A 13585-nucleotide genomic window follows, 5' to 3' on the forward strand; every position below is an offset into this window, starting at 1 on the left:
CACGTTCGGGCTAAAGGGAATCATGGCTGAGGAACTGGCGAAGACCGCAAATAATTCGACCACGGAAAAAACTGCGCCGCGGAGGGTGACCGACATGCCGCTGCTGCGCATCGAGGGCGTGACGAAAAGGTTCGGCAACTTCACCGCGGTCAACGAGCTCTCACTCGATATCCGCGCCGGTGAATTCTTCGCCCTGCTTGGCCCGAGCGGGTGCGGCAAAACCACGCTGTTGCGCATGCTGGCGGGATTCGAGACACCGGACGAGGGACGCATCCTGCTTGCTGGTCGCGACATCGCGCAGGTGATGCCGCATGAGCGGCCCGTCAATATGATGTTCCAGAACTATGCGCTGTTTCCGCATCTCTCGGTGCGTGACAACATCGCATTCGGCCTGCGGCGCGCCGGCATGGCGCGCGGCGAGATCGCCGCCCGCGTCGCCGAGATGGTGGCGCTCGTCAAGCTCGAGGGGATGGAGAAACGCAAGCCCGACCAGCTTTCCGGCGGCCAGCGGCAGCGTGTCGCCTTGGCGCGCTCGCTGGCACGCCGGCCGCAGATGCTGCTGCTCGATGAGCCCTTGGCCGCGCTCGACAAAAAACTGCGCGAGAGCACGCAGGCAGAATTGATGGAATTGCAGCGCCGCCTTGGCATGACCTTCATCATCGTCACCCACGACCAGGAAGAGGCGATGACGATGGCGAGCCGGATCGGTGTGATGGACGCCGGCCGCCTGGCGCAGGTCGCAACCCCGCGCGACCTCTATGAGGCGCCGGCCTCGCGCTGGGTCGCCGAGTTCGTCGGCGACGTCAATCTGTTCGAGGGGCAGGTCATCTCGCGCGAGCAGGGCAGGCTGAAGGTCACGACGCGTGAAGCAGGGATCATCACGGTGGCCGAGCCGCGCCAATCGGTGATGAAAGAGATCGTGACCGTCGCGATCCGGCCCGAGAAGATCAAATTATCGCGGCGTGGACTGGCGTCGGGTGCCGACGCGTTGCAAGCAATCAATCGCTTCGAGGGCGAGGTCGCGGAGATCAATTACCTCGGCGGCCTCACCGCTTACAGGATCAGGCTCGACAATGGTGCGGTGGTACGCTCGGTGATGGCCAATACCGCGCGGCTTGACGCGGATGGCTATGGTTCGAGCGAGCGCGTGGCTGTCTGGTTCACGCCCGACGATGGGGTGGTGCTCGAGCAATGAGCACGCGCCGTATCTTTGCCCGTCCGGCGCGCTATGCCGCCATCGCGCCCTATCTCTGGATGGCGCTGTTTTTCCTGGTGCCGTTCGGCTTTGTGCTGAAGATCAGCCTGTCGCAGACCGCGATCGCGCAGCCGCCTTATACGCCGGTGTTCGACCTCGGCGAGGGATGGGTGGCGTTCAAGGCCGCGTTCGAGCAGTTGTCGCTGGAAAATTTCCGGCTGCTGCTCTCGGACAATCTCTACATCCTGTCCTATCTGCGCAGCCTGGTCGTCGCCATGACCTCGACGCTGATCCTGCTCGTGATCGGTTATCCCATCGCCTACGGCATGGCGCGGCTGCCGCAGCGCTGGCAGGGCATCGCGATGACCCTGGTCATCGTGCCGTTCTGGACCTCGTTCCTGATCCGCATCTATGCCTGGATCAACATCCTGCAGCATGACGGCTTGCTCAACCGGATCTTGCTCGCATTGCATCTGGTGCCCGGGCCTGTTGTCTGGCTGTCGACCGACACCGCGATGTATATCGGCATCGTCTATTCCTATCTGCCGTTCATGATCCTGCCGCTCTACGCCACGCTCGCGAAGATGGACCGCACGCTGCTGGAAGCCGCCGAAGATCTGGGCGCCTCGCCGCGGAAGGCCTTCTGGCTTGTGACGTTTCCGCTGTCATTGCCGGGCGTCGGGGCAGGGGTATTGCTCTGCTTCATACCGATTGTCGGCGAGTTCGTGATCCCCGATCTTCTGGCCGGCTCCAATTCGCTGATGATCGGCCAGACGCTCTGGCTCGAATTCTTCACCAATAAGGACTGGCCGGTGGCCTCGGCCGTCGCGATCGCGCTGTTGCTTCTCTTGGTGCCGCCGCTCGTGCTCTATGACCGGCTGCAGCGTCGGCAGGTCGAGGGCCGACGCTGATGGCACGTACCGTGAACCGGCTTTCGCGCTTCAACATGACCGCGCTCGCGCTCGGGCTTGCGTTCCTTTATTTGCCGATCGTGATCCTCGTGATCTTTTCGTTCAATGCGTCGCGGCTGGTGAATGTGTGGGGCGGCTGGTCGCTGCGCTGGTACATCGAGTTCTTCAATGACCGCGCCATGCTGGAAGCCGCCTGGATGAGCCTGCGCGTGGCCGCCGTGTCCGCCACATTGGCGACGCTGCTCGGCACCCTCGCGGCCATAGGCCTGGCGCGCGGCGAGCGCTTTGCCGGCCGCGCGCTGTTCTCCGGCATGCTCTATTCGCCGCTGGTGATGCCGGAGGTGATCTCGGGACTGTCACTGCTACTCCTGTTTGTGGCGCTGAACGCCGAGCGCGGCTTCTGGACGGTGACTATCGCCCACACCACGCTCACCATGTGCTTCGTCACCGTGGTGGTGCAGTCGCGCCTTGCTTCGCTCGACCGCAGCCTGGAGGAGGCCGCGATGGACCTCGGCTGCAATCCGGTGAAGGCGTTCCTGATGGTGACGCTGCCGCTGATCGTTCCCGCCATCGTCGCGGGTTGGATGCTCGCCTTCACGCTATCGCTCGACGACGTCGTGATCGCAAGCTTCACCACCGGTCCCGGCTCGGCGACGCTGCCGATCCGGATTTATTCGGAGGTGCGGCTCGGGGTGAAGCCGGAGATCAACGCGATCTGCACGCTGGTGATCGCATTGATCGCCGTCCTGATCGTGATCGCCTCGTTCGCTTCGAAATTGTCGAGCTCCCAGGGCGAGAGCGCCGCGCCGCTGTGAGCGGTCACGACTTCACCGCGCCCGCGGTGAGGCCGCCGACCATGTAGCGCTTGAAGGCATAGTAGATCGCCGCCGGTGGCAGCGCGTAGATGAAGCCGGTCGTCATCAACAGCTCCCACGGCGAATCGTCGGCGGCGAGGAAATTGCCGAGCGCAACGGGGAGCGTGATGTCGGTGTCCTTCGATAGCAGCAGGAACGCATAGAGATATTCGTTCCAGGCCAGCAGGATGGCGTACGTGCCGACCGCGACCAGTGAGGGCATCATCAGCGGCACGTAGACCAGGCGGAACAATTGCAGCGTGGTCGCGCCGTCCATGGTCGCGGCTTCGTCGAGCTCGACCGGCAGTTTGTCGGATGCTTGCTTCAACACCCAGATCGCGTAGGGCGAGGCGATGGTCACCATCGCCAGGATCAGCGACCAGTGAGTGTTGAGCAATCCGTAATTGCCCATGGTGCGGTACATCGGCACGGCCAGGAATGCGGCCGGGATGAAATAGGTGAACAGCGCCAGGTTCATCACCGCGCGGCCGCCGGGCGTACGCAATCGCGAGATCGAGAACGCCGCTGATGTTGCGATGAACAGCGTCAGCGCGCCGGTCGCCAGCGCGATCACGGTCGAGTTCCCGAACTGCATCCAGAAGTCCCGCAGGAAGTAGTGCTGCTGACGGAACACGATCTCGAAATTGTGCAGCGTCGGATGATCGGGCCAGAGCTTGCCGGAGAACGCATCCTCCTTTGGCGAGATCGCAAACAGGAACATGTGATAGATCGGCACCAGCGTCCAGATCAGGACGGGGATGCCGATCAGGAGCAGCTTAGCCTCGGTGCCGATCTCGCGCAGGGTGGGCAGCTTCATCGCGACAACCGTTTCATCATGAAATAGACAAGCGGCAGCACCAGCGGCAGCGCGCAGACGATCGAGGCCATCGCCAGATTGAGCTGGTCGAGCCGGAGATAGCGGATGCCGAGCGTCGACAGCACATGGGTGAGGTCGGCCGGCCCGCCGCCGGTCAGGAGGTAGACGCTGTTGAAGTCGCCGAGCGTCCAGATCATCGAGAGCAGCGTGCAGGTGACGTAGAGCGTCCGCATCGACGGCCAGGTGATGTAGCGGAATTTCTGCCAGAAGCTCGCGCCGTCGACGGCAGCGGCCTCGAACAGGTCGTTGGAGATGGCGAGCCGCCCGGTCATCAGGATCAGCGTCCAGAACGGCAGCGACTTCCAGATGTGGACGCCGATCGCCATGGTCAGCGCCACCGCCGGATCGTTGAGCCAGTTCGGGCCGTCATCGCCGGTCAGGCTGAAGATGATGTGATTGACCACGCCCCATTCCGGATTGAGCATGAAGCGCACCGACAGGATGGTCGGGATCGACGGCACCGCCCAGGGCAGGATGAACAGCACCGACAGCCACCTGATCCAGTGGCGCTGCTGGACGAAGAAGCCCGACAGGAACAGCGCGATCAGCATTTTGACGTTGATGCCGATGACGAGGAAGATCAGCGTGTTGACGGCGGCGCGCGCGAAGATCGGGTCGTGATAGAGCTCGACATAGCTTTGCGGATGGCGCGCGAGCCATAGCCCGTAACCGACGGGATAGAGCACGAAGGCCAGGAACACGAGCAGATAGGGCGCCAGCAGCACGATGCCCCAGACTTGCGGCGTCGACAGCCGCGCCGACAGCGGCGGGCTCGGGATCGCATGATCGGAAAGCGTGATCGCCATGTGTTACATCACGTCCTACATCGCCGTGACAGGGAGGCCGGCCGCGTCGACCGCGGCCGGCCTTGTTGACGTCAGCCCGCGACCTGCTTGATGCGGGCGATCAGTTCGTCGACGGCCTTGTCCACCGGCACCTTCTCGCTGACGACGCGGTTCATGGCCTTGGCCCAGACGTTCTCGTTGTTCAGGATCGTGAACTTGTAGTTCTTGGTGAAGTCGAACGGCGTGGTGCCGCCGGTGAACTGGGTGTAGACCGCCTTGCGATGCCGGTCGGCCTGCCAGAACGGGCTCTTCTGGCCGGCGACCGTGACCGGGAACCAGCGGCCGAGCGCACCCTCGACATAAGGCCCGAGGTTCTCCTCCTGCAGCAGGAATTTGACGAACTCCTTGCCCTCCGCCTTGTTCTTGGCCGCGGTGAAGATCACGCCGGTCTTGACGTCGGAGCGGTACTTGATCGGGGTGCCGTCCGGCTTGTTGGGAAAGGACGCCGTGATGATGGTTTCCTCATAGGCCTTCTTGCCGGCGGCGCGCTGCTCCGGCGTCAGGGCCTGGTTGTTGGAATCCTCGAACCATTTCGCCGCGATCGAGATCGTGAAGTTGTGGGTCATCACGATGGTCTTGTTGTGGAAGGCGACGTTGTTGTCCGGGTCCTTCCAGGTCGTGGAGGAGGGCGGCGTGCAGCCCTTGATGTAGGTGTCGGTGTAATCCTTCAGCGCGTGGATCAGCCCGTCGCGCACCTTGGGATCGTCGACCAGGAGTTTGCCGTCGTCATCGACCAGCTTGACGTCGTAGGCGTCCATGAAGGTGTAGAACGACTGGAACGAGTCGGTCGATTCCACACCCATCGGCTGGCCGACGCCGTAGATGCGGTTGCCGGTCGCCTTACGGATCGCCGGCTGCACCTTGTCGCACCAGAACGACCAGTAATCCGCCCACTTGGTCGGAATATCGCTCGGCTTGAAGCCGGCCTGCTGCAGCATGTCGCCCCAGATCTGCACATGCATGCTCTGCTGTTTCAGCGGGAAGCCGTAATAGCCCTTCTTCTTGGTCTGGTCGTTGTAGAGATAGGCAGTCTCTAGCGTGTTCGGGGCGAAGGCCGATTTCATCGGCAGCAGGATGTCGGAGAGGTCCTCGATCTTGCCTTCGAACGCCCATTTACCGCCGGCCTGCACGTCATACGTATCGGAATAGGCGACGTCGGGCACTGTGCCGGAATCGAGCGCGGCCACCGTCTTCGGGATCATGTCCTGGATCGCGTATTGCGACAGCTCGACCTTGATGCCGGTCTTGGCTTCGAACTTCTTGATCGCCTCGAGGAGCGCGTCATCCTCGGATTTGTAGAAGCCCTTGCCCCACCAGACCGTGATCTTCTTCTCCTGCGCCAGTGCCGGCGCGGTCGCGTGGATCAGCCCGATGGCGGCGACCGCGAAAGAAAGCACAGCAATACCCAACTTGGATTTCACGTTGTTCTCCCTGTCTTGATGCCGGTTTTTTTAACCGGTTGGATAAAAGACTAGCGCATGGCCGCGGCCTGATCCAGATGGCGCGCGCGGTTCGCCTTTGAACCGCGACGAAAGTCGAAAGGTTCAATTCGGCTTGGCGTTCTCGGCCGCCGTCGGCGCTCGCGTCGGGGATGCTGCGGCATCAGAGGGCTGCTGCCGCGGGCCGCCGGTGAAGCGCTCGATTACCGAGCGCACGGTGTCGCGGGTCTTGCGGTCCTTCACCGCATCGAGCAACTGCGACGACGCCGGCGAGCGGCGGATCAGGCTTTCCGGATCCGGGAAGACCAAAGGATCGTCCCACGGACCCTGCACCACGAACGGCAGGTCAAAACCGTTGCTGCCGCTCGGCGCCGAATTCAGGCTGGCGACGCCCTTCAGATCATATTCCCGCGACGGCACCGAGGCGGTGCCGGTCAGCGTGATCTTGGCCGCAGGTCCTTCGAGGCGGATGTCTTCGGCGGTGGCGACGCCATCATTGAATCGCACGCCGATCGTCAGATTGTCGTAAGGCGTCGAGCCCGAGCGGAAATTGCCGCCGCCGGACAGCGGTCGCCGCTCCAGCCGCTTCAGAAGCTGTTCGACATTGAAGCCCGCGATCGCGCCATCATGCCCGCTCAGCGTCGCGGTACCATCGAGCGATTGCGCGAGCCCGAACGGACTGGAGCCGGACGCCGTCAACGCGACGTTGAGGTTGCCGCGGCCGGTGAGCTTGCTGACGCCGAACAATTCGCTGGCGCAGGCCTGCAGGTCGACATCGATGAACTCGAGCTGCGCCTTTACATCGGCGATGGCATCCGAGCGCGCGATCCCGAGCGAGCCCTTGGCGATGCCGCCATACATCTGCGCTTCTGCAACCGAGAGCGCGAGCGTGCCGCCGCGCAAATTGGCGCCGAGCGCCGTGCGCCCGAGCCTGGTCGAGCCGACCGTCACCCGCGCCGCCGACAGCCGCATGTCGAGGTCGGTCGCGGTGAGCGCGTTCAGATCGAACAATTGCCGGTTCCAGTCACGCTGGCCGCTCGCCAAAAGGCGGAAGGTCGAGATATAGGGCGTGAAATCGAGGTTGCCGGCGGCGAGTGTCGCCTGCAGCGTCTGTCGGCCATTGTTGGCGAAGGTCATCACGCCCTCGGCGACGTTGCCGTCGAGCTCGACATTGACATTGGTGAGCGCCACCGAGCCGCCGACGAGATTGGCGCGCGCCTTTAGCGTGAAGCGGCCGAACCCGCCGCTGCCAGGCGGGGCCTGTCCCATCCAGCGCAGCGCGTTGCGCAAGGACACGCTGTCGATGGTCGCGGTGCCCTCCATCATCAGGCTGGTCCGGTTGGCGACCGTGCCGTCGAAGGCGAGCTTGAGCGGCGCGCTGGCAAGGCGCGCCTTCAGCCCCGAGCGCTCGCCTGACAACAGCGCGATGAAGTCGCTGGCGCTGATCGAGCCGTCGACGCGCTCGCCGCGCCAGTCGAACTGTCCGGTTGCGGCAAAAGAACGCGAGATCGACGGCCAGGCCAGCGACAGGTCGATGTCGCCGAGTTGCTCCCTGACATGGTTGCTCTCATCCTCATAATTGAGGATGCCGTCCTGGATGCGGATCTCTGAGAACGACATCTGGTTCTCGGCGCCGGGTTTCATCGCGCGCGCGATGGTGTCGATGAACGGCGTCCAGTTGCTGTCGCCCTTGCCGTCCCTGATGACGTGGATATGCGGTCGCAGCATCATGACGTCGGCGATCTCGAACCGCCGCAGCAATAGCGGCAGCAGGCGCAGATTGGCGGTGAGCACGTCGACCCGCAGCGCAGGGTCGATGGTCCCGCCGCCCCTCAGCCCGACGTCATGGAACGAGACATAGCTGCCGGGGAACACCGAGACATCGATATGGCCGTTGACGACGAGGTCGAGCCCGGTGACGGCGCGGATTTGCGCCTCCACCGCCTGCTGCAGGGCGTCCCGGTTCAGAAACCAGGATGTCCCGATCAGGCCAAGCAGCGCGAGGCCGAAAAACGCCGCAATCGGCATCCCCAGGCGCTTCATTCCTTGGGCCATCGTCAGTGACATATCCAGGTCGGGTTGAGGTGATTGGATCTTCGAATAAAACCGGGCAGCGCACCTGGCGCCCCTGCCAAGCCACGCAACTTGAAGGGTTTTCTTGACGCTTTCAAGGCCGTCGTCGAGGTTGTAGGCAGGTGAGATGGCGAAACGGGGCGTCATTGACGCATTGCGAAGATTTCGCCTAATAATCCCAACCAATTCCGGCCGCCGCGCCTTTTCTCGATCAGGTCCTCTTTCATGAACAAGGTCTATCCCGACGCCAAATCGGCACTCGACGGCATCCTTAAGGACGGCATGATGATCATGTCGGGCGGCTTCGGCCTCTGCGGCATCGCCGAAACCCTCTCCGATGCCATCAGGGACTCCGGGGTCAAGAACCTGACAGTGGTCTCCAACAATGCCGGCGTCGACGGTATCGGGCTGAGCCGGCTGCTGGAGACACGCCAGATCAAGAAGATGATTTCCTCCTATGTCGGCGAGAACAAGCTGTTCGCGCAGCAATATCTCGCCGGCGAGCTCGAGCTCGAATTCAATCCGCAGGGCACGCTGGCCGAGCGCATCCGCGCCGGCGGCGCCGGAATCCCGGCCTTTTACACCAAGACCGGTGTCGGCACGCTGATTGCCGAAGGCAAGGAAGTGAAGGAATTCGACGGCGAGAAGTACATCATGGAGCGTGGCCTGTTCGCCGACCTCGCCATCATCCACGCCTGGAAGGGCGACACCGCCGGGAACCTGGTCTATCGCAAGACCGCGCGCAACTTTAACCCGATGATGGCGACGGCCGCGAAGATCACCGTGGCCGAGGTCGAGCATCTGGTTCCGGCCGGCGAGATCGATCCCGATCACATCCACACCCCAGGCATTTTCGTGAAGCGCATCGTCGAGGTCGGCACCGGTAAGAAGCGGATCGAGTTCCGCAATACCCGCCCGCGCCCCGCAGCCTAAATTTAGCAGGAGAGTCCCATGGCCTGGACCCGTGAACAGATGGCGGCGCGCGCCGCGAAAGAGCTGCGCGACGGCTATTACGTCAACCTCGGTATCGGTATCCCGACGCTGGTTTCGAACTACATCCCCGAAGGCATCGACGTCAGCCTGCAGAGCGAGAACGGCATGCTCGGCATGGGCCCGTTCCCCTACGAGGGCGAGGAAGATGCCGACCTCATCAACGCCGGCAAGCAGACGGTGAGCGAATTGCCGTCGACCAGCTATTTCTCCAGCGCCGATTCCTTCGGCATGGTGCGCGGCGGTCATATCGACCTTTCGATCCTCGGCGCGATGCAGGTGGCCCAGAACGGCGATCTCGCCAACTGGATGATCCCCGGCAAGATGGTGAAGGGCATGGGCGGCGCCATGGACCTCGTCGCCGGCGTCAAGCGCGTCGTGGTGGTGATGGAGCATTCCGCCAAGGACGGCCCGAAGCTGCTCAAGCAATGCTCGCTGCCGCTGACCGGCGAACGCGTGGTCGACATGGTCGTCACTGATCTGGCCGTCTTCACCATCGACAAGCATGGCAAGGACGGCATGGCGCTGGTCGAACTCGCCGACGGCGTCACGCTGGATGAGGTGAAGGCCAAGACCGAAGCCGAGTTTCGGGTGGCGCTGAAGAACACGTGATGATGGTTCTTCCCTTCTCCCCTTGTGGGAGAAGGTGGCGCGCATGAAATGTGCGACGGATGAGGGGTTGTCCCCGCGGGCGACGGTGCTCGTGGAGAGAGACCCCTCACCCAAATGAGTTTCATTGCCGACGCCGGAGTAGCCCTCTCCCACAAGGGGAGAGGGCGCATCAACGGGCACGGAGAAAGCGTCGTATCGCACGCTCTCTCCACTATTGTCGTCATTGCGAGCGCAGCGAAGCAATCCATGCCTCCGCAAGTGGCGCGATGGATTGCTTCGCTGCGCTCGCAATGACGGGGCTGGCATTCCGATTCAATTTTCAAACAGCAGTGGGGATGTGAGTTCGCATTCTCGCGGCGTGTCACGCCCGAGCTTTGCTCTCGTTTCACCCTCCTCGAAAACAGAGGGCGCAGGGAAAGCCGGGTGCCGGTTGCACCCGTGGGTCCCGTGCAACAAAAAGCACGGGGGTAGGACCACAGGTTCAACCGAAGCATTCCGGCTTTCCCTGCGCGATGGTGTTACGGTTTCCTTCGCGCTCTCCCCGGTGACCGGGCTTTCTTGCCACCGTCACTTCGTAAGAAGCTTAGCGCCAGCGTCGGGGCGCCAGGACCACACGACTTCGCCGTCCGTGATGTGTGTGCTCGTCAGTCACACGCATCACGTCCACCGCATCTCACCGCAACGTTCGTGACGATCGCGAGCCGCCCCTCATCTGGGTGAGACGCGCGGAGTTAAATCACTGATTTGCCCGACGACGGAAGCGGAATGTTTTTTGCGTGAGGGGTGGACGGGGCAAATCAGTTTGAAATTGCTCGCGAATTTTTCTCCGCCGTCATTCCGGGGCTTCCGAAGGACGAGCCCGGAATCCATTTCTCCGCCTGCGCATGCGGCCCGATGGATTCTCTGATGTGCAATTGCACATCGTAGCTCGCGCTACGCGCGCCCCGGAATGACGGCGAGAGCGGAGTGCGCCGCGCGACTACGCCGGGCCGTTGGGCACGTCGGAGAAGCGTGTCAGCCACGCCACCGGCCCGATGCTGGCGGCGATGATCAGGAGCGCGGCGAGTGCGCCTTCCTCGAAGCTGCCGCGGCTGGCGAATTGGTAGATCGAGGTCGACAGCGTCTCGACATTCAGCGGGCGCAGCAGAAGCGTTGCTGGCAACTCCTTCAGGCAATCGACGAACACGATGATCGCGGCGCCGAACAGGGCGGGCTTCAACAGCGGCAGGTGGATCCGGTGCAGAATCGTGGCCTGACCGGCGCCGACGGCGCGGGCGCTCTCGTCATAATCGCGTGGGATCTGTTCGAAGCCGGCTTTGATCAGGCCGGTCGGCACCGCCAGGAAGCGGATCGCGTAGGCCATCACCACGGCTGAGCCCGAGCCCATCAGGATCAATCCCGGCAGCGATCCTCCGGTCCACCCGGCGAGCGCGTTCAGGGCGTTGTCGACGGCCAGCACCGGCGCGAGCAGGCCAAGCGCGATCACGAGGCCGGGCAACGCGTAGCCGGCCTGCGAGATGTTCATCGCGATATGCTGCAACGGACTTGGCCGCCAGCGATGAGCGATGATGGTGGAGAACCCGAGCAGCAGCGCCAGCAGCGTGGCCAGGGTTGCAAACGCGACCGAGTGGAACGCGTGGCGCCACAGCGACGCATCGAAATTGGCGAGCAGCCCGCGCCTGACGCTTTGATGCACGAGATAGAGCAGCGGCACGACGAAGCCGATCAGCACCGGCAGCAGGCATGTTGCGAATACCGACCACGCGCGAGCGCCGACCAGCGGTGTTCGCGGCGTGAGCCGCGGGCTTTCGGCGGCGAGTTCGGCATTGGTATTGCGGCGGCCGTAGCGCTCCATGAGGACGAGCCCGGCGACGATGGCGAGCATCAGGCAGGCGAGCTGCGAAGCACCGGCGAGGCTGCCGCGGTTGAGCCAGGTGGTGAAGATCGAAACCGTCAGCGTGCGGATGCCGAGATATTCGCTGGCGCCGATATCGTTCAACGTCTCCAGCGACACAAGCGCCACGCCGACCGCAAGCGCCGGCCGCGCCATCGGCAGCGAGACGCGCCAGAACACGGTCCATTTGCCGGCGCCGAGCGTCTTCGCGACCTCCGCGAATTCTGCCGTCTGAAACTGGAACATCGCCCGCGCCGACAGATAGACGTAGGGGTAGAGCACCAGTCCGATCACGACAATCGCGCCGGGCAGGGATCGCAGATTGGGCAGCCAGCCCACGGCGTCACGGAGCGGCAGCCAGATCCCGAGCGTGCGATGGACAAGGCCGAGCGGCTCGAACAAATCGGCGTAGACATAGGCCGCGAGATAGGTCGGGACCGCCAGCGGCAGCGGCATCAGCCACAGCAGCGTGCGGCGGCCGCGGAAATCATAGCGCGAGATCAGCCACGCCGTGCCGGCACCGAGCAGAAGCGTCAGCGCACCGACACCGGCGAGCAGAAGCGCGGTGTCGATCATCGCCACGGGCAGCACGTAGTTGATCAGGTCGTGCCACACTTCCGGCGCCGGCTGCATGGAAAGCGAAACGATCGAGATGACGGGCGCGGCGACAAGCGCCGCAGTCGCCACCGCGATCGCCGCGGCGATTCGCCCGGCGTAGACGCGTCGCGTCACGCGGGTGCGGGCTTTCTCCACGCGAGCAGTAACAATCTTGGCAGTGCCCCCACCCTGGCCTTCCCCCGCAGGCGGGGGTGGTAGCGAAGAAGAGGGCCGCCAGAGGTCAGTTGTCAAAGCCGACCTTGTCCACCAGCGTTGCCGCCGCCTTGCGGCTCGCGGCGATCTTCGAGATCGGCAGGCTGTCGGCATTCAGCGTGCCGTAGCCCGCGATGGTGGGATTGACCGCAACGTTGGCACGAACCGGATATTCGTAGTTCTGGTCGGCATACAACTGCTGTGCCTGCTCGCCGGCGAGCCATTCGATCAGCTTCACGGCGTTGGCCTTGTTGGGCGCATGCTTGGCGAGCAGCACGCCGGACAGATTGACATGGGTGCCGCCGCCCTCGAAGGTCGGCAGGACGACGCGGGTCGCCTCCGCCCACGGCTTCTTGTCGGGATCGTTGTTCATCATCAGCGCCCAGTAATAGGTGTTGCCGATGCCGATGTCGCATTTGCCCGCGGCGACGTCGCGCGCGGCTTCGCGATCGCCGCCCGACGGCTTTTGCGCCAGATTGGCCTTGACGCCACGCAGCCATTCCTCGGCCTTGGCCTCGCCGTGCTTGGCCACGTAGGCCGCGAACAGCGCATTGTTGTAGATGTGCTGGCCGGAGCGGATGCAGATCTTGCCTTTCCACTTGGGGTCGGCGAGCTCCTCATAGGTGATCTTGTCCTGCTTGACGCGGTCCCTGGAGGCATAGATCACGCGAGCGCGCATGGAGATGCCGGCCCAATGCCCGTCCGGATCGCGATATTGCGCCGGGACGATCTTCTCAACCACCTCCGACTTGATCGGCTGGGTCACGCCGGCCTGTACCGCTTCGTCGATGCGGCCGATATCAACCGTCAAGAGCACATCGGCCGGGCTGTTGGCGCCCTCCGCCTTGATGCGCTGCTCCAGCCCTGAACTCGCCGAGACGACATTGACCTTGATGCCGGTGTCCTTGGTGAAGGCATCGAACAGCGGCTGGATCAGCTTGGTCTCGCGATAGGTGTAAACGTTGACTTCGCCATTGTCGGCTGATGCGGTCGAGACGACGGGCAAGGTCAGGCACAGCGCCGCCGCTGACGCGGCGAGGACGCGAAAGTTGATCATGAGGCTGCTCCGGCAGGATGTCACGCGG

General features: G+C 63.5%; 11 protein-coding genes. 5 read left to right on the forward strand and 6 right to left on the reverse strand.

The features are described from left to right. Positions 1 to 22 precede the first annotated feature (22 nt). Genes AC5ZG5_RS02840 through AC5ZG5_RS02850 form a run of 3 tightly spaced genes read left to right on the forward strand, consistent with a single transcriptional unit; the run spans position 23 to position 2921 of the window. Complete coding sequence (locus tag AC5ZG5_RS02840) at positions 23 to 1195, forward strand: ABC transporter ATP-binding protein (protein WP_456640986.1); 1173 nt, start codon at positions 23 to 25, stop codon at positions 1193 to 1195. Then, on the forward strand, positions 1192 to 2106 hold the full coding sequence (locus AC5ZG5_RS02845; RefSeq protein WP_456640987.1) for an ABC transporter permease: 915 nt from the start codon (positions 1192 to 1194) through the stop codon (positions 2104 to 2106). The genes AC5ZG5_RS02840 and AC5ZG5_RS02845 overlap by 4 nt, the downstream gene beginning before the upstream one ends. Next, a complete protein-coding gene (locus tag AC5ZG5_RS02850) occupies positions 2106 to 2921 on the forward strand; it encodes an ABC transporter permease (protein ID WP_028167017.1) in 816 nt (271 codons plus the stop codon). Before AC5ZG5_RS02845 ends, AC5ZG5_RS02850 begins: the two co-directional genes overlap by 1 nt. A gap of 4 nt (positions 2922 to 2925) precedes the next feature. Here the strand turns inward: AC5ZG5_RS02850 and AC5ZG5_RS02855 are convergent, their stop codons facing one another. The 4 genes from AC5ZG5_RS02855 to AC5ZG5_RS02870 form a co-directional block, all read right to left on the reverse strand. Further along, positions 2926 to 3777 carry a carbohydrate ABC transporter permease gene (locus tag AC5ZG5_RS02855; protein WP_208828783.1) on the reverse strand — a complete coding sequence of 284 codons (852 nt, stop codon included), beginning with the start codon at positions 3775 to 3777 and terminating at the stop codon, positions 2926 to 2928. Next, positions 3774 to 4643: a carbohydrate ABC transporter permease gene (locus tag AC5ZG5_RS02860; protein WP_130227432.1), complete on the reverse strand. Its 870-nt coding sequence runs from the start codon at positions 4641 to 4643 to the stop codon at positions 3774 to 3776. Before AC5ZG5_RS02860 ends, AC5ZG5_RS02855 begins: the two co-directional genes overlap by 4 nt. Positions 4644 to 4714: 71 nt before the next feature. Further along, positions 4715 to 6103, reverse strand: coding sequence for an ABC transporter substrate-binding protein (locus tag AC5ZG5_RS02865; protein WP_456640988.1), 1389 nt, complete (start codon positions 6101 to 6103; stop codon positions 4715 to 4717). Positions 6104 to 6226: 123 nt separating this feature from the next. After that, positions 6227 to 8176, reverse strand: coding sequence for an AsmA family protein (locus tag AC5ZG5_RS02870; protein ID WP_130227434.1), 1950 nt, complete (start codon positions 8174 to 8176; stop codon positions 6227 to 6229). A gap of 243 nt (positions 8177 to 8419) precedes the next feature. Between AC5ZG5_RS02870 and AC5ZG5_RS02875 the strand changes: the two genes are divergently transcribed. After that, complete coding sequence (locus AC5ZG5_RS02875) at positions 8420 to 9127, forward strand: CoA transferase subunit A (RefSeq protein WP_028167022.1); 708 nt, start codon at positions 8420 to 8422, stop codon at positions 9125 to 9127. Positions 9128 to 9145: 18 nt separating this feature from the next. After that, on the forward strand, positions 9146 to 9796 hold the full coding sequence (locus AC5ZG5_RS02880; protein ID WP_130227435.1) for a CoA transferase subunit B: 651 nt from the start codon (positions 9146 to 9148) through the stop codon (positions 9794 to 9796). Between the two features lie 979 nt (positions 9797 to 10775). Here AC5ZG5_RS02880 and AC5ZG5_RS02885 read toward each other — a convergent pair. Both AC5ZG5_RS02885 and AC5ZG5_RS02890 read right to left on the reverse strand, forming a co-directional pair. After that, positions 10776 to 12422 (reverse strand): ABC transporter permease, encoded by a 1647-nt coding sequence (locus AC5ZG5_RS02885; protein WP_456640989.1) that lies wholly within the window; start codon positions 12420 to 12422, stop codon positions 10776 to 10778. Between the two features lie 106 nt (positions 12423 to 12528). Continuing rightward, positions 12529 to 13557, reverse strand: a complete 1029-nt coding sequence (locus tag AC5ZG5_RS02890) for a Fe(3+) ABC transporter substrate-binding protein (protein WP_456640990.1) — start codon at positions 13555 to 13557, stop codon at positions 12529 to 12531. Positions 13558 to 13585: the final 28 nt, after the last annotated feature.

This window comes from Bradyrhizobium sp. Ses1 (assembly GCF_059512365.1).

What these genes read in the sequence shown, in the direction of transcription:
- AC5ZG5_RS02840 (WP_456640986.1), top strand. Translation starts at nt 23, where the DNA reads ATGGCTGAGGAACTGGCGAAGACCGCAAATAATTCGACCACGGAAAAA.
- AC5ZG5_RS02845 (WP_456640987.1), top strand. Translation starts at nt 1,192, where the DNA reads ATGAGCACGCGCCGTATCTTTGCCCGTCCGGCGCGCTATGCCGCCATC.
- AC5ZG5_RS02850 (WP_028167017.1), top strand. Translation starts at nt 2,106, where the DNA reads ATGGCACGTACCGTGAACCGGCTTTCGCGCTTCAACATGACCGCGCTC.
- AC5ZG5_RS02855 (WP_208828783.1), bottom strand. Translation starts at nt 3,777, where the DNA reads ATGAAGCTGCCCACCCTGCGCGAGATCGGCACCGAGGCTAAGCTGCTC.
- AC5ZG5_RS02860 (WP_130227432.1), bottom strand. Translation starts at nt 4,643, where the DNA reads ATGGCGATCACGCTTTCCGATCATGCGATCCCGAGCCCGCCGCTGTCG.
- AC5ZG5_RS02870 (WP_130227434.1), bottom strand. Translation starts at nt 8,176, where the DNA reads ATGGCCCAAGGAATGAAGCGCCTGGGGATGCCGATTGCGGCGTTTTTC.
- AC5ZG5_RS02875 (WP_028167022.1), top strand. Translation starts at nt 8,420, where the DNA reads ATGAACAAGGTCTATCCCGACGCCAAATCGGCACTCGACGGCATCCTT.
- AC5ZG5_RS02880 (WP_130227435.1), top strand. Translation starts at nt 9,146, where the DNA reads ATGGCCTGGACCCGTGAACAGATGGCGGCGCGCGCCGCGAAAGAGCTG.
- AC5ZG5_RS02890 (WP_456640990.1), bottom strand. Translation starts at nt 13,557, where the DNA reads ATGATCAACTTTCGCGTCCTCGCCGCGTCAGCGGCGGCGCTGTGCCTG.